Annotated in this window: 10 protein-coding genes; 5 read left to right on the forward strand and 5 right to left on the reverse strand. The window is 64.6% G+C overall.

The features are described 5' to 3' along the window. Window positions 1-9: 9 nt before the first annotated feature. Complete coding sequence (locus NLM32_RS15650; RefSeq protein ID WP_254129843.1) at window positions 10-459, reverse strand: (2Fe-2S)-binding protein; 450 nt, start codon at window positions 457-459, stop codon at window positions 10-12. 314 nt (window positions 460-773) lie between these two features. Here NLM32_RS15650 and NLM32_RS15655 point away from each other — a divergent pair, with 314 nt between their 5' ends. Continuing rightward, window positions 774-2,390 carry a B12-binding domain-containing radical SAM protein gene (locus tag NLM32_RS15655; protein WP_254129844.1) on the forward strand — a complete coding sequence of 539 codons (1,617 nt, stop codon included), beginning with the start codon at window positions 774-776 and terminating at the stop codon, window positions 2,388-2,390. Between the two features lie 177 nt (window positions 2,391-2,567). Further along, the gene (locus NLM32_RS15660) at window positions 2,568-4,763 is read left to right on the forward strand and encodes a hypothetical protein (protein WP_254129845.1); all 2,196 of its coding nucleotides are present in this window, start codon (window positions 2,568-2,570) and stop codon (window positions 4,761-4,763) included. 7 nt (window positions 4,764-4,770) lie between these two features. Here the strand turns inward: NLM32_RS15660 and NLM32_RS15665 are convergent, their stop codons facing one another. Beyond that, on the reverse strand, window positions 4,771-6,159 hold the full coding sequence (locus NLM32_RS15665) for an MFS transporter (protein ID WP_254129846.1): 1,389 nt from the start codon (window positions 6,157-6,159) through the stop codon (window positions 4,771-4,773). 172 nt (window positions 6,160-6,331) lie between these two features. Here NLM32_RS15665 and NLM32_RS15670 point away from each other — a divergent pair, with 172 nt between their 5' ends. The 3 genes from NLM32_RS15670 to NLM32_RS15680 all read left to right on the forward strand — a co-directional run bounded on the left by NLM32_RS15670 (window position 6,332) and on the right by NLM32_RS15680 (window position 12,158). Next, window positions 6,332-7,393, forward strand: a complete 1,062-nt coding sequence (locus NLM32_RS15670) for an isocitrate/isopropylmalate dehydrogenase family protein (protein ID WP_254129847.1) — start codon at window positions 6,332-6,334, stop codon at window positions 7,391-7,393. 217 nt (window positions 7,394-7,610) lie between these two features. Further along, a complete protein-coding gene (locus NLM32_RS15675; protein ID WP_254129848.1) occupies window positions 7,611-8,939 on the forward strand; it encodes an amidohydrolase in 1,329 nt (442 codons plus the stop codon). Between the two features lie 315 nt (window positions 8,940-9,254). Next, window positions 9,255-12,158, forward strand: coding sequence for an autotransporter domain-containing protein (locus NLM32_RS15680; RefSeq protein ID WP_254129849.1), 2,904 nt, complete (start codon window positions 9,255-9,257; stop codon window positions 12,156-12,158). A 136-nt stretch (window positions 12,159-12,294) separates the two neighbouring features. On the opposite strand, the gene NLM32_RS15685 is transcribed toward NLM32_RS15680, so the two are convergent. Genes NLM32_RS15685 through NLM32_RS15695 form a run of 3 tightly spaced genes read right to left on the reverse strand, consistent with a single transcriptional unit; the run spans window position 12,295 to window position 15,484 of the window. Further along, window positions 12,295-13,206 (reverse strand): MBL fold metallo-hydrolase, encoded by a 912-nt coding sequence (locus tag NLM32_RS15685; RefSeq protein ID WP_254129850.1) that lies wholly within the window; start codon window positions 13,204-13,206, stop codon window positions 12,295-12,297. Between the two features lie 36 nt (window positions 13,207-13,242). Next, window positions 13,243-14,448: an NAD(P)/FAD-dependent oxidoreductase gene (locus NLM32_RS15690; RefSeq protein WP_254129851.1), complete on the reverse strand. Its 1,206-nt coding sequence runs from the start codon at window positions 14,446-14,448 to the stop codon at window positions 13,243-13,245. Between the two features lie 46 nt (window positions 14,449-14,494). Next, window positions 14,495-15,484 (reverse strand): alpha/beta fold hydrolase, encoded by a 990-nt coding sequence (locus tag NLM32_RS15695; RefSeq protein WP_254129852.1) that lies wholly within the window; start codon window positions 15,482-15,484, stop codon window positions 14,495-14,497. Between the last annotated feature and the right edge of the window lie 60 nt (window positions 15,485-15,544).

Consider the following 15,544-nt stretch of genomic DNA (forward strand, 5'->3'; position numbering starts at 1 on the left):
CCGGCTCCTTTAGGCGCTTGCGATCGTGTGGATCGCTTCGCGCACCTGCTGGAAGGTGCCGCAGCGGCAGATGTTGGTGATGGCTTCGTCGATATCGGCGTCGGTCGGCTTGGGCTTCTCGCTCAGCAGTGCCGCCACGGCCATGATCATGCCGCTCTGGCAATAGCCGCACTGCGGAACGTCCTTGGCGATCCAGGCCTGCTGCACCTTGTGCAGCGTGCCGCCGGAGGCGAGGCCCTCGATCGTGGTGATCTTCTTGCCCTCGGCCTCGGCGACCGAGATCCCGCAGGAGCGGGTGGCGACCCCGTCCATGTGAACGGTGCAGGCGCCGCATTGTGCAATGCCGCAGCCATATTTGGTGCCGGTCAGCCCGGCATTTTCGCGGATCGCCCACAGCAGCGGGGTGTCCGGCTCGACGTCGAGCGTGAAGGTTTTTCCGTTGATTGTTAGGTTTGCCATCGCAAGTCCCCTGATTGGCCCATCCACCGATGGACTCAGGCGCGCAATGTGTCCGGCAAATTGGAACCTTTCAAATCAATAGTCTGAGGGGCAGCTATCGAAGATTCTCGCATCTGCGGGAAGATTGTGGACCAGGCGGTGTTGTGCGCGTCTTGAGAAGGGCGGCCCGGCGCCCAAATCGCGCCATCTCCCTGAACGCCAGCGGCATGGTCTGAGGCGACGTCGGAACTGAAGTGTGAGCGACAGTTTGTCCCTTTTGCCGGGGTGCAAGGCGGAGCCGCTTTGGTACACTGGAGCAAAGCGAAAGGGGTTCCATGAACGCGCCGCGCCCTTGCAACGTGCTGATGCTCTACCCGCTGTTTACGGCGGAGTCGTTCTGGAGTTTTGGTGAGTCCTGCAAGCTGATGGGCGTCCGGCGTCCTGCTGCGCCGCTGGGCCTGATCACCGTCGCGGCGATGTTGCCGGAGAGCTGGACGGTGCGGCTGATCGACTGCAACACGCAAGCTTTCGGCGACGATGATCTCGCCTGGTCCGATGTGGTCTTCACCGGCGGTATGCTGCCGCAGCAGGCCGATACGCTGCGACTGATCGACCAGTGCCGCGCTGCGGGCAAGCCGGTGGTGGTCGGCGGACCCGATCCGACGTCGAGCCCGCACATCTACGCAAATGCGGACTTTCAGGTGCTCGGCGAGGCCGAGGGCGTGATCGACGAGTTCATCGCGGCCTGGAACAGTGGCGCGCGCGCCGGCGTCTTCACCGCGCCGAAATTCCAGGCCGATGTCACCAAGACGCCGGTGCCGCGCTTCGACCTGCTCAAATTCGAAGACTATCTTTATCTCGGTGTGCAGTATTCGCGCGGCTGTCCATTTACCTGCGAATTCTGTGACATCATCGAGCTCTACGGCCGCGTGCCGCGGACCAAGACGACCGAGCAGATGTTCGTCGAGCTCGAGCGGCTCTACCAGATGGGCTATCGCGGCCATCTCGATTTTGTCGACGACAATTTCATCGGCAACAAGAAATCGCTGCGCCAGTTCCTGCCCCAGCTCGCCGAATGGCAGCGCGCGCACGGCTACCCGTTCGAGCTGTCGACGGAAGCCTCGGTCAATCTCGCCGACGATCCCGAACTTTTGGCGCTGATGGGGGCTGCGAATTTCTTTGGCATCTTCGTCGGCATCGAAAGTCCGGATCCCGCGACCCTGGTCGCGATGCGGAAGAAGCAGAACACGCGGCGCAACATCGCCGAGAGCATCCACAAGATCTACGGCGCCGGCATGCTCGTCACTGCCGGCTTCATCGTCGGCTTCGACAGCGAGAAGGTCTCGATGGCGGAGGCCATGATCGATTTCATCGAGGAGGCCGCGATTCCCGTCGCGATGGTCGGTCTGCTCTATGCTTTGCCGAACACGCAGCTCACGCGCCGGCTCGCGAAGGAGGGCCGGTTGCACGCGGACCATGATCTGGCGTCCACGACGGGCGGCGATCAGTGCACCGGCGGCATCAATTTCGATCCGGTGCGCCCGTTGCGCGACATCCTGATGGACTACAAGACGGTGCTGGAGCGCGTCTACAGCCCGGCCGCCTATGCGGGTCGTGTCGACAAGCTGATGACGCTGCTCGACCGGTCGAGACAGCGCCACGAGCTCGCCGAAGGAGATATCCGTTCGCGGGTCGGCGCGATGGAGACCGTGCATCGCGTGGTATCCGCCATTCCGGACGGGCGCCCGCTCTGGCAGACCTTCATGAACTGCGCCAAGCGCGACACCTCCTCGGCGCGCATCGCGGTGCAGATGATCGCGGCCTATGCGCATCTCGGGCCGTTTTCGCGCAAGGTCATCGATGCCATCGACGCGCGCCTCGCGGCACTGGATGAGCAAGTGCCGGTTCCGGTCGTCGCCGACGCTGCGACCGTGGCGCGAAATCTGGCCTGACATTCCGCCAAATTCAGGATTGCGAGTGTGAGCCCCTCGCTTGACAGCACAACAACCTGGGGGCGATCGTCGTTGGATTAACACCGGGGTGTCATCGATTGCGGCGACTCGGCGAATTTCCAAGTTCATCGGTCATCCAGACCGGCATTGCGACGAACGGCTTTAGCGGAGTGGGGCATGTCCAGGAAGGTGATCGGCTGGTCGATCGCGGCGATCGTCGCGGTCATTCTGCTCCTGAATTATCTTCCTTCGTTCGTCGCTGACTCCCTCTACAAGAATGTCGACGACATTACCGACGGGGAGATGCCCGCCACCGTCACCTCCTTCGAATCCGGGCCGGAGGTCGTCAGCACGATCGGCGGCAGCGGCGAGGGACTGAATTGCAGCCTTCCCGCGCTGACCAACATCTTCTTCGACGGAAGCAGGGACGACAAGGGCAGACGCCACCTCGTCCTGCAGCGCTTCCGGCAGGCCTGCGTCTTTCACGATCTCTGCTATCGGCACGGCCTCGCCACCTACGGCTACAATCAGAACGATTGCGATCGCATCCTGCAAAATGCGGCGTTCCGGCTGTGCACCTATATCCGCAACGGCAGCGGGACCGGCAGTGCGACGCGCTGCCAGACCGATTCGAAGATGGTCCTCGCCGGCGTCAGCATGGGCGGGTACAACGCCTTTCGCGGATGGGATCGATCGACCTATTTCGAGTTCGAATCCGACCCGTTCCGCTCGGACGGTTTTCAGGCCAGCCGCGTGGTGGATCACCCGTTCAAGGCCGTCGATCCCGCCAAATATCGCAACGACCCCGATCAGGTCATCCTGTCCTTCGAGAACGTGCGATCCGACATCGCCGTCACCTGCATGACTTGCGGAAAGCTGCCCGTGTTCGAGTACACGCAGGATCCGAACGAGGTCGACGCCGAACTGCGCTCGGTCGGGGTGACCAGGCTTCCGGAGGCACTGCTCAAGCGCGAGCCGATGCTGTCGGAAACCGTTCCGATCTGGCTGCCGCCGCGCCGCCATCATGCGGCACCGCATTTGCTGGTCGATGCTGCGGGCAAGGATCATCTGATCTGGATGAGCCGGAACAATCCGCAGGACACCATGTCCTGCATCGTTGGTGGCGACGCCGCGCGGCTGCTGACCAATACGCTGCCGCGGCGGGATCTGTGCTCAAAGGATTCCGGCTCGTCGCTGAGCATGGTGGAGGTCGACATGTTCGCGACGTCTCCGCTGCCGATGGAAATTCCAGGCGCGCCGGAGCCGATCTATGCGACGGCCATCAGTCCGCAGAAGACGACCAGCCACGATCTCAGCTTCTGCTCGCGTTCGGCATCCCGCGCGGTCGAACAATCCGGCAATGACGATCGCTCCAGATGCATCAACTTCACCGGAGAGGCCGTCAGCAAGGGCGCAGCACTTGGCGCATTCCAGAATTTTCCGGTCGTTCGCCGCGGACAGCAGATCGTCTTCGCGCGGGACGTCGACCAGCGGACGAGTTCGCCGCTGACGGCGCTCTGGCAGCGCGTCTTCGGCGATACCTATTCACCGGGTGGCACGCTGCTCGTGATCGACGTCGCGCCGCCGGCCACGCCCAAGGCGGCCGCGTCCGCCACGCTGAAGAAGATCGTCCGGTTCAACATCGACGATCGCTTCGATCCGATGATGCCGATCACCCGCAAGGTCGACGATCTGCGTTTCCTGAGCCTGGAGGCATCGAAGCAGAGCGCTCACCTCCGCATGATCGATTTCGTCAAGGACAATCCCGCGGTCGGCAATGTCAGGCTGACGATGGGCGACGCTGACGTGGAGCTGGATCGTTCCTGGGCCGCAAGACCCCCGATGGTGCTGGAGACCAGGGATGCTCGGCCCACGACCAAGCTGGTGTTTTCGCGCGGTGACATCGCGATCAATCCCGACAAGCCCGTCTCGCCGGATGCGACGACGGAAACATTGACATTGCAGACCCTGGTGTTCGAGCGCGATGCCGCTGCGCCTTCGGATGCGCCGTTTGTGAAATCGGCCGGTGCGGCTTGCAGGATCACCTATGAGTTCGCGCCCGGTCACTCCGATTTTCCATGCTATCGCGCATTCAATCCTGATCGTTCGATGCGGGCCTCGCCGGCCGCGCGGATGCAGGCGTCGCAGATGCTGGTCGGGCATTTCTCGAAAGGCGCCGGACACGGCATTGCGTTTCCCGACGCCTGCCTGAAGTCGGAGCCGATCATCCTGGCGTCGCAGGGGGCTACGTTCACGCCCGTGAGCGACACCGCCGGTTGGGACGGTGCGTGGAAGCTGAGACGGACGGTCAAATGCGAACCGCTCGATGCGGCAGCCATCGTCAGTCGGCCGATCGCGCAGACGGCGCAATAGAGCCGGCCTACTTCACCGCCAGCCGCAGGAAGCTCATCACGCTGCCGAGCGCGGCAAAGCCTGCACCTAGCGCCAGTGCGACGGTGGCGCCGTTGTGGCCGGCGAGCGCAAAGCACGCCGCGGCAAGCGCCGCGCCGGTGGTCTGTCCGGTCAGGCGCGCGGTCGCGACGATGCCGGAGGCGCTGCCGCCACGGTGCGGCGGCGCGCTTCCCATGATCGCCTTCATGTTCGGTGCCTGGAAGAAGCCGAAGCCCATGCCGCAGATCATGATCCGCCAGACGATATCGGGAATACTCGGGCTTGCCGGCAGCAGCGCGAGCAGCGCCATGCCGAGGCCGAGCAGGATCAGGCCGATGCCGCCCAACAGACCGACCGGATGACGATCGGAGAGGCGGCCGGCGATCGGCGCCATGATGCCGACCACCAGCGGCCACGGCGTCATGAAGAAGCCGGTCTCGACCTGCGAGCGACCGAGTACGTCCTCGAAATAGAACGGCAGCGAGACGAAGGCGAGGCCTTGCACGGCGAAGGAGCAGACCGCGGTCGCCGCCGACAGCGCGAACATCGGCCGGCTGAACAGATCGATCGGCAGCATCGGCGCCGGATGGTCGGCGTGACGCCGCGTCAGGACGAAGCCGAGCGCGAGCGCCGTGGCCAGCTCGATGCCTACGATTACCGGCGACAGATTATGCGCGGCACTGCCGATGCCGGTGATGAACAGGCCGAGGCAGACGGCGGCGAGGAGCGCGCCGAGGAAATCAAAGCCGTGATCGGCCCGCGGCGTCTTCGGCAGCATCGCAAAGCCGATGCCGGTGGCGACGAGCCCGAACGGGATATTGACGGCGAACAGCCACGGCCATGGGCCGACCGCGAGGATGGCGGACGCGATCGAGGGCCCGAAGGTGAAGGCGGTGGCGACCACCAGCGCGTTGTGGCCGAAGCCGCGGCCCTGCATCCGGCCGGGATAGACGAAGCGCACCAGCGCGGTGTTGACGCTCATGATGCCGCTGGCACCCAAGCCCTGCAGCGTGCGCGCGACCAGCAAACTGTCCAGCGACCAGGCCACCGCGCACAACAGCGAGGCGACGGTGAATAGGACGAGGCCGCCGAGATAGATGCGCTGGTGCCCGACGATCTCGCCAAGCGCCCCTAACGGCAGCAACGTCGCCACCAGTGCGATCTGGTAGACATTGACCACCCAGACCGACTGCTCAGGGCTGACATGCAGATCGGCGGCAATGGCAGGCAGCGCGATGTTGGCGATCGCGGTGTCGAGCGAGGCCATCGCCAGCGCGGTGAAGATCGCGGCGATCGCCCAGCGCCGCTGCTCGGCCGGCAGGCCATCGGCTTTGGGGTGATCGGGCTCGCGCGCAGCGGCAGGTAACGTGATTGTCATTGCCTCTGCGCTTTGCTCCGGCGGCCTGGCTTCGATGATCTCCGGCATGTACTACGCTTGAGGCCGCTTCCACAGGCATATGCTTGCATGCATTGTATGCGCGAAGGTCAGGCGATGAGCCTGCGCCCTGGCGTATGATCGCGCCAGCTGCCGCTCTCGGAAGGGGATCACCATGCAAATCGTCGTTCTGCCGGGGGACGGCATCGGACCTGAGATCACGGCCGCGACGACGGGCGTGCTGCGCGCGGCGTCCGAGCGCTTCCAGCTCAATCTGCGGCTGGAGGAACATGCGGTCGGCCACGCGAGCCTCAAGCAGTTCGGCACCACCGTGCGGCCCGAGCTGCTCGACACCGTGCGCGCCGCCGACGGCCTGATCCTGGGACCGACCGCGACCTTCGACTTCAAGGACGAGGCGCATGGCGAGATCAATCCATCGCGCCACTTCCGCAAGAGCCTCGACCTCTATGCCAACCTCAGGCCCGCCCGCACCTATGCCGGCCGGCCCGGCCGCATCGGCGATTTCGATCTCGTCGTCGTCCGCGAGAACACCGAAGGGTTTTACGCCGACCGCAACATGGAGCAGGGCAATGGCGAGCTGCTGGTCACGCCCGATGTCGCGATCTCGCTGCGCCGGATCACGCGGCTGTGCTGCGAGCGCATCGCGCACGCCGCCTGCCGTCTCGCGATGAAACGACGAAAACATCTCACCATCGTGCACAAGGCCAATGTGCTCAAGATCGGCGATGGCATGTTTCTCGATATCTGCCGCGAGGCGGCGAAGGCGTACCCGGGCCTCGCGGTCGACGACATCCTGGTCGACGCGATGATGGCGCATGTGGTGCGCAACCCCGATCGTTTCGACGTGATCGTCGCCACCAACATGTTCGGCGACATCCTGTCCGATCTCACCGCGGAGCTCTCGGGCAGCCTCGGTCTCGGCGGCTCGCTCAATGTCGGCGACCGCTATGCGATGGCGCAGGCCGCACACGGCTCGGCGCCCGACATCGCAGGGCAGGACGTCGCCAACCCCATCTCGCTGATCCTCTCGACCGCGCTGCTGCTCGGCTGGCACGGCGAGAGAAGCGGCGCGGTCCGCTACGAGGAGGCCGCGCGTGCGATCGAGACGGCGGTGGCGAAAGCGCTTCGTGAGGGCAGGGCGACGCGCGATGTCGGCGGCAAGCTCGGAACCATCACGGCGGGTGCTGCGATCGCGGAGATCCTGCAGGCGGAGTGAAATTTTTTCTGCTTTTTCTTTCGGGCGAGGACCAAACGGCTCGAAAACAACCCCATGCACAGTAGAAGGCCTCTTGTTCGACAAGGCGTTTTTCGGCTGAACTCCGCTGCGACCTCTGGCGCGTCGGAAAAGTTGACACGTCGGGCAAAACACCGGCACGATGTCATCCTGGTGGTGATCCGGCTAAGCGAGAGACAAACGCAAGGAGGGTCGGACCATGCAGTTTGCAAAGCCCTTGTTCGCCGCTTTTGCTCTGGTCCTGCTTGCGCCACCGGCGCATGCCGAGCTTGACGTCGCGAGCCTGAAGCAATCGATCGAGGCTTCGTTCGAACGGGATTATCCAAAGCTCGATGCGCTCTACAAGGACATCCACGCCCATCCCGAACTCGCTTTCCAGGAGGAGAAGACCGCCGCAAAGCTCGCAAGCGAGATGCGCGCGGCCGGCTTCGAGGTGACGGAGAAGGTCGGCAGGACCGGGCTGGTCGCGCTCTACAGGAACGGCGACGGTCCGACCATCATGGTCCGCACCGAACTTGATGCGCTCCCGATGGAGGAGAAGACCGGCCTGCCTTATGCAAGCCACGACAAGACCAATTGGCAGGGGCGCGAAACCTTCGTCGCCCATAGCTGCGGCCACGACATCCACATGGCGAGCTGGCTCGGGACGGCGAAGACGCTGGTCGGACTGAAGGACCGATGGAAGGGAACGCTGATGTTCGTCGCCCAGCCCGGCGAGGAAGTGGGCGCCGGTGCGATGGCGATGCTGAGCGACGGCCTGTTCATTCGCTTTCCCAAGCCGGATGCCGCCTTTGCCCTGCATGACCAGCCGTTTCCCTACGGCACCGTCAGATACCGGGTCGGGGCTGGCTCTTCCAGTGCCGACGACCTCTTCATCAGGTTCAAAGGCCGCGGCGGTCACGGCGCGGTGCCACAGGCAACCATCGATCCCGTGATGATGGCGTCGCGCTTTGTGGTCGATGTGCAGAGCGTCATCAGCCGCGAAAAGGACCCCACCGAAACCGGCGTCATCTCGATCGGCTCGTTTCATGCCGGCACCTCGAGCAATATCATTCCCGACGAGGCGGTCCTGCGCGGCACCATCAGGACCTTCAAGCCGGAGGTGCGCGCCAGGATGCGCGATGGAATCGAACGGACCGCCAGGGCTGTTGCCGCCATGGCGAACGCGCCGGCACCTGACATCGTCATCACCGAGGGCATCAAGGCGGTCATCAATGATCCCGCGCTGGTCGCGACTGCCGAGAAGGCGCTGAAGCCGGCGTTTGGCGAGAAGCTGAGCCTGTCGCCGGCGAACACCACCAGTGAGGATTTCTCCGAGTTCGGTGACTCCGGCGTGCCGTTGATGATGTTCAATATCGGCGTGTACGAGGAGGATGCGTGGGCGGCGGCCAACAAGAGCGGGACGCCGCTTGCCGGCAATCATTCCCCGCTGTTCGCGCCGGTGCCGAAGCCGACCATCCAGACCGGCGTCACCGCGATGACGCTCGCCGTGCTCAGCGCGTTCGACCAGAGGGCCGGGGCGCCGTAACGACACGCCGTTGCTTCTCCAAGTCCAGGCAGCTGCTGTTTGGCCTCAATAAGCATGCAGCAATTGCTCGGAGCCGGGCATCGCTTTTCTGTTAGCTGCTCCTGCCGCTCTGCGCTTCCAAGTTGATGTATTTCTGCAACGCCACCGGCGAAAACAATCCAATATTCCGCATATCGCGCTGATATTGGCGAGCCTCAACCGAATGGTTGAGGCCGTGTTGCGGTCGGCTCGATATGGTTTTCTCCTCTCGTGCCGCTGTGGCCGGGAGGATCCGGCACAACCGCCGATCTCCGATAGCATGTCGATGTTGCCGCAATGAGCTTTACGACCAGGGGTGATGCCGGAACCAGCTTCCGGCGGAGGCTGTTCGGCGCGACGGCGCTGGCCGGTGCTGCCACTTTAATGGTCACCGGCGAGGCCGCGGCGCAAACCTGGCAGGTCAATGCAGGCAATTGGGGGACGGCGGCAAACTGGTCGCCGGCGGCGGTGCCGAACGCGACCGACGCGACGGCGACTTTCATCGCGACGCAGGTGGCGTCTTCCTACAGCGTGAGCCTCACCGGTGGACCGTTCACGGTCGGCACGCTCAATTTGAATGCCGCGGTTGGCGGCAGCGGCTATGTTTTTGGCGGCGGCACGCTCAATTTGCAGACGAGCGCGGGCACGGCCGCGATCAATGTTCAGACCAGCAACACCGTTGCGGACTTTCAGGGTGCCACCCTGTCCTTGAACGCGAACACGGTCATCACGACGGAATCGTCGGCGGCCACTCTTGGATTCGATGCGGCTTCGGTCATCACGGGCACGGGATCATTGACGATCGCGGGCTCCGGCACGATCAGGATCCAGAGTGCAAATACGTATACCGGCGGCACGATCATCAATGGCGGAACGCTCGTGCTGTCGGGGGCGGGCAATCTCGGCGCCAGCGCAAACAGCCTGACCGTCAATGGCGGAACACTCGATCTCGGCGGTAGCACGCAAATCCAAAACGGTGGCTTCGCCCAGGCCGGCGGTACGATCCAGAACGGCCTGCTGACGACCACGACTTATCAAATGACGGGAGGCACGCTGGCCTCATCGGCGACGGTCAATGCCTCGACCATGCTGGACATGCAGGCGGGTACAGTGAGCGGCGTGCTCACCGGCACTGCGGTCCTCGTCAAGACGACGGGCGGCACCGTCACGCTGGCCGGCTCCAATCTTTATACCGGCGGAACGACGGTCGACGCGGGATCGCTCGTCATCTCCGGCGGCGGAACGCTCGGCACCACCGCCAACAGCATTGCAGTGAATGGCGGCACGCTCGATCTCGGAACCACCACGCAAACCCAGAACGGCGGCGTCACGCAGGCCGGCGGCGCGATCCAGAACGGCGGTTTGATCACGGCGACGTACCAGATGAGCGGCGGCATGCTGGCCTCGTCGGCGACGATCAATGCGTCGACCGCGTTCGACGTCCGCGCCGGTATCGTCAACGGCGTCCTTGCCGGTGCGGGCGATCTGACGAAAACGACCAATGGCACTGTGGTCCTCGGTGGGGCCAACACCTACACCGGAGCGACCATCGTCAACGGCGGCACGCTGGAAGTCGATGGCTCGATCGGCTCGACATCGGTGACGGTGAATGCGGGGGGAACGTTGTCCGGCGTCGGCAGCGTCGGCTCGGGAGGAACGACCACGATTGCGAGCGGCGGCACGTTGGCGCCCGGCAACGCGGCCAATCCGACCGGCACCCTCGCGATCTCTGGCAATCTCGCCTTCGCCTCCGGTGCGATGTATTTCGTCCAGATCAACGGCCCGGCCGCATCTTCGACCAGCGTGACGGGGACCGCGACGCTTGGCGGTGCGACCGTGGATGCCGTGTTTCGCTCCGGCTCCGTCGCAAGGCAATACCGGATCCTGAGCGCAGGCAGCCGATCCGGCACGTTTGCGCCGACGGTCGTCACCAACATGTCCAACCTTCAAACGTCGTTGAGCTACGACGCTGGCAATGTCTACCTCGATATCGCGCTGAACTACTCAGCGGCTGGCGATCTGAACATCAATCAGCAGAATGTCGCCAACAGCCTGACCGGTGCTTTCGCGAGCACCGGCAGCCTCCCGGTCAGCCTTGCGCAGCTATCGCCGGCCGGATTGACGCAGGCCTCCGGCGAGCTCGCGACACGATCGCAGCAGACGACGTTCGACGCCATGGACATGTTCCTCGGTCTGTTAACCGATCCTTTCATGGAGCGCCGCGCTTCTTCGGCGGCGAGCGCATCGGCCTCTGGCTTCGTCGAAAGCGGCGAGGGTGCCGCAAGCTATGCCGCGACCAGGCGATCCGACGCATTCGCGATGTTCGCCAAGGCGCCGCCTCGCCCGTTTGAGCAACGGTGGAGCGTTTGGGGCGCTGGCTTCGGCGGTTCGCAGACCACCAGCGGAAATGTTGTGACCGGATCGAATGATGCTGCCAGCCGTATTTTCGCGAGTGCGGTCGGTGCTGACTATCTGTTCTCTCCGGACACGATCGCGGGCTTCGCGCTCGCCGGCGGCGGTACCAATTTCAGCGTGACGGGGTCCGGCTATGGCCGTTCCGATCTGTTCCAGGCCGGCGCTTACGTTCGCCACACCAGCGGCGCGGCTTATGTCTCTGCCGCACTTGCCTATGGTTGGCAGGACGTGACGACCGACCGCACGGTGACGGCGGCCGGGCTCGATCGCCTGCATGCGGAGTTCAAGGCAAACGCCTATTCCGGCCGGCTCGAAGGTGGCTATCGATGGGTCTCGTCCTGGATGAGCGGCCTCGGCGTGACGCCCTATGCCGCCGCGCAATTCACGACCTTTGATCTTCCGGCCTACGCCGAAACGGTCACTGTCGGCGCTGGCGCGTTCGCACTCGCCTACGGCGCAAAGAGCGTCACCGATCCGCGCAGCGAGCTCGGCGTGCGGTTCGACAAGTCGCTGGCCATGCCGGACGGCGTAGTGACACTGCGAAGCCGCGTCGCCTGGGCGCATGATTTCAATCCGGATCGCGCGATTGGCGCGACCTTCCTGGCGGTCCCGGGCGCCAGCTTCGTGGTCAACGGCGCTGCGCAGGCACCGGATTCCGCGCTGGTTTCCGCGTCGGCCGAAAAGCGGTGGCTGAACGGCTGGTCACTGGCCGCGACCTTCGAGGGCGAGTTTTCCAACGTCACCAGCAGCTATGGCGGCAAGGGCGTGGTTCGCTATGCATGGTAGATCGACCGTGTCTTAGGGGTGTTTCGGCGGATTGATGAGGGATTGCCGGCAGGCAGATGTCTACTTCTCAAATTGGGAGCGCGAGCTCACGTCTTCCGTAAGCTCGCGCCCAAGTTCGATCTCGCTCCAAGTGCGCTCAGTAATCCCAGAACACCGGCACCCAGCGGAAGGCGTCGCCGGCGACTGCGACGTGTCCGACGGACGGGAACGGCATGTGCGTGGCCACCAGCAGCTCGCCGCTCTTTGCGATCTCGCGCAGGAGACGGACACGAACGCGCGCCGCTTCTTCGGGATCGTGCTCAAAACCGTTGTGCCATTCGGGCTGGTCGAACCCGACGGTGAACACGGCGTCGCCGGCGAATGTCAGTGCTGCGTTGCCGGATGCCACGCGGACCACGCTATGTCCGGGGGTGTGGCCGCCGGTGCGGCGGACGACGACACCCGGCGCGACCTCGTGCTGCTCGTCGAAGGGACGAATCTGGCTGCCGTACTCCTTGACGAACCGCTTGGCGGCGGCGCGAAGCGCATCCGGGAAACCCTGCGGCATGTTGGTGTGGGTGAAGTCGGGCGCCTCCCAGAACTTGAGCTCGGCCGCCGCCACGTGGATGCGCAGGTCCTTGCGCAGCCGCTCCTTCACGCCGTCGACGAGCAGGCCGCCGACATGGTCCATGTGCATGTGGGTCAGCACGAGGTCGGTCACGGATGCCAGATCAATCCCGGCGGACTCCAGTCGCTTGATCAACTGACCCGCCCGCGGCAGGTGCAGGTCCGGGTCGGAGCCCAGTCCGGCGTCGATGAGGATGGTCTTGTCGCCGCTTCGCACCATCACCGCGTTCAGCGCCCAGTCGAAAGCATCCGGCGGCAGGAACATGTCGTGCAGCCAGTTGGCCCGGACGGCGGGGTCGGCGTTGTGCGCCAGCATCGTGGTCGGAAGCGGCAGCACGCCGTCGCTGACCACCAGAACGTCGATGTCGCCGATGCGCACCGCGTAGCGTGATGGGACGAGCTCTTCGGATTTCGAGGCAATGGACGTGTTGTGCAGATTCATCTTCGTCTCCTGTTGAAGGTCGAGGGTGGTGGTTGCTCAGAGAGCGGTGACGCGCTCGGGATCGGCCGAGGCGAGCGCTGCGGCACGTTCGGCCTTGGGCGGGTAGATCCAGACCGTGTTGATTTCCTGCTTGGTCTTCTTGGCGACGTCGCCGACCATCTCGACCGTGCGCTCCCAGCCGCGGGTAAAAAGCGCGCCGGCTTCGCCGAGGTCGAGGCAGGTGACGTAGGCTTTCTGGTGATAGGGCCTGGTCGAAACGCCGAGCAGTTCGGCCGCAGCATTGTTGCCGGCGAAGGCGCCCATCCGGGTCGCATGCTGACACGACATCAGCGCGTAATTGCCGTTGTCGTCACACGCGGCCCGCGCGGCATCGCCGGTGGCGAAGACGCCCCCCACCGATGGCACGCGCAGATCGCGGTCGACCAGCAGCCGGCCGAACTGGTCGCGCTCGGCGGGGATCTGCGCCGTCAGCGGGGCCGCGCGGATGCCGGCGGCCCAGATCACGGTTTCGCATGCGATATGCTCGCCGCTGGAGAGCGTGACGCCGGATTTGTCGAGCGAGGCGACGCCGACACCGAGCCTGGTCTCGACGCCGAGCTTGCGCAGGGCCTCCTCGATGATCGGGCGGGGGCCTGCGCCCATGTCGGGGGCGATTGCCTGGTTGCGGTCGACAATGACCACGCGCAACTCCGCGTCCTTGCCGAGAATTTTGCGCAGGCGCGACGGCACTTCAGTCGCGGCCTCGATGCCGGTGAAGCCGCCGCCGGCGACGACAACGGTGTTGCGCGCCTTCGAGGCCGGGCGGCTCGACAGGCTGTGCAGGTGACGATCGAGCGCGATGGCGTCGTCGAGCTGGTCGACGCTGAAGCCGTGCTCGGCAAGGCCGGGAACGTTCGGGCGGAACAGGCGGCTGCCGGTGGCGACGACCAGCCGGTCATAGGCCAGCTTCTTCCTGGCGCCTTCCGCGGCGGCGATCTCGACGACCTTGGACTTGGTGTCGATCGCCTCGGCGCTGCCCTTGATATAGACGACGTCGATCGCCTTCAGCACATCCTGCAATGGGGCCGTCAGGGTTTCGGGCTTCGGTTCGTAGAGCCGCGGGCGGACGACCAGCGTCGGCTCCGGCGAAACGAGCGCGATCTCGAGCTTGTCGGGCGAGACGCCCTGGATGTCGCGCAGGCGGGCGGCTGAAAGGGCGGCATACATGCCGGCGAAGCCGGCGCCGATGATGACGATACGCATGTGGGGGGTGACTCCTTGGTTGAGATGTTTGCGATGAGGGCGCGGGCTACGCCGTCACGAATTTGAGCAAGTCGGCGTTGATGATGTCGGGATGCGTCGTGCAGAGGCCGTGCGGCAGCAGGTCGTAGATCTTCAAGGTGCTGTGCTTCAGAAGCCCGGCCGACAACAATGCCGAGTCCGTGACGGGGACGATCTGATCGTCGCCGCCGTGCAGGACCAGCGTCGGCACGGTGATGGCCTTCAGGTCTTCGGTGAAGTCGGTCTCGGAGAAGGCCTTGATGCCTTCGTAATGGGCCTTGGCGCTGCCCATCATGCCCTGGCGCCACCAATTCCAGATCGCGGCCTGCGACGGCTCCGCGCCCGGACGGTTGTAGCCGTAGAAGGGTCCGCTCGCGAATTCGAGATAGAATTGCGACCTGCCGGCGGCGAGCTGCCGGCGCAAGCCATCGAACACCTCGCGCGGCAATCCGCCGGGATTGGACTCCGTCTTCAGCATCAGCGGCGGCACTGCGCCGATCAGCACCAGCCTGGCGACGCGATCCCGGCCGTGACGCGCGACGTAGCGCGCGGCCTCGCCGCCACCGGTGGAGTGGCCGATGTGGATGGCGTTGCGGAGATCGAGATGCTCGACGAGGGCCGCGACGTCGGCGGCATAATGATCCATGTCGTGGCCGTCGCTGACCTGGCTCGAGCGGCCATGGCCGCGGCGATCATGCGCGATGACGCGAAAGCCCCTAGCGAGGAAGAACAGCATCTGGGCATCCCAGTCGTCGGCGCTGAGCGGCCAGCCGTGATGGAAGACGATCGGCTGCGCGGACTTTGGTCCCCAGTCCTTGTAGAAGATCTTGACGCCGTCGCTGGTGGTGACGGAGGTCGCGACGTCGCTCTTCCCGGTCGAGAGCGCCGCGGTTTTGACATCGCTGCCTGCGGCCGAGGTGGAGCGGACAGTCACCGAAGCTGCGTACATAAGCGTCGTTGCGAGAATCTTTCGTCGTGAGGTGGTTGCGATCCGGCTGACGGAACTGATCAAGGCCATTTGAAATTTCCATTCCAGGAGTGGGGGCGCCACGATTCCTAGCGAACCGCATGTGCCGAT

It is taken from the genome of Bradyrhizobium sp. CCGUVB14 (assembly GCF_024199935.1).
In the GTDB taxonomy this organism is placed as follows: domain Bacteria; phylum Pseudomonadota; class Alphaproteobacteria; order Rhizobiales; family Xanthobacteraceae; genus Bradyrhizobium.

Bases quoted from the DNA above. Each gene is read 5' to 3' on its own strand.
- NLM32_RS15695 (WP_254129852.1), bottom strand. From the start codon at position 15,484: ATGGCCTTGATCAGTTCCGTCAGCCGGATCGCAACCACCTCACGACGA.
- NLM32_RS15670 (WP_254129847.1), top strand. From the start codon at position 6,332: ATGCAAATCGTCGTTCTGCCGGGGGACGGCATCGGACCTGAGATCACG.
- NLM32_RS15680 (WP_254129849.1), top strand. From the start codon at position 9,255: ATGAGCTTTACGACCAGGGGTGATGCCGGAACCAGCTTCCGGCGGAGG.
- NLM32_RS15660 (WP_254129845.1), top strand. From the start codon at position 2,568: ATGTCCAGGAAGGTGATCGGCTGGTCGATCGCGGCGATCGTCGCGGTC.
- NLM32_RS15685 (WP_254129850.1), bottom strand. From the start codon at position 13,206: ATGAATCTGCACAACACGTCCATTGCCTCGAAATCCGAAGAGCTCGTC.
- NLM32_RS15665 (WP_254129846.1), bottom strand. From the start codon at position 6,159: ATGACAATCACGTTACCTGCCGCTGCGCGCGAGCCCGATCACCCCAAA.
- NLM32_RS15690 (WP_254129851.1), bottom strand. From the start codon at position 14,448: ATGCGTATCGTCATCATCGGCGCCGGCTTCGCCGGCATGTATGCCGCC.
- NLM32_RS15675 (WP_254129848.1), top strand. From the start codon at position 7,611: ATGCAGTTTGCAAAGCCCTTGTTCGCCGCTTTTGCTCTGGTCCTGCTT.
- NLM32_RS15655 (WP_254129844.1), top strand. From the start codon at position 774: ATGAACGCGCCGCGCCCTTGCAACGTGCTGATGCTCTACCCGCTGTTT.
- NLM32_RS15650 (WP_254129843.1), bottom strand. From the start codon at position 459: ATGGCAAACCTAACAATCAACGGAAAAACCTTCACGCTCGACGTCGAG.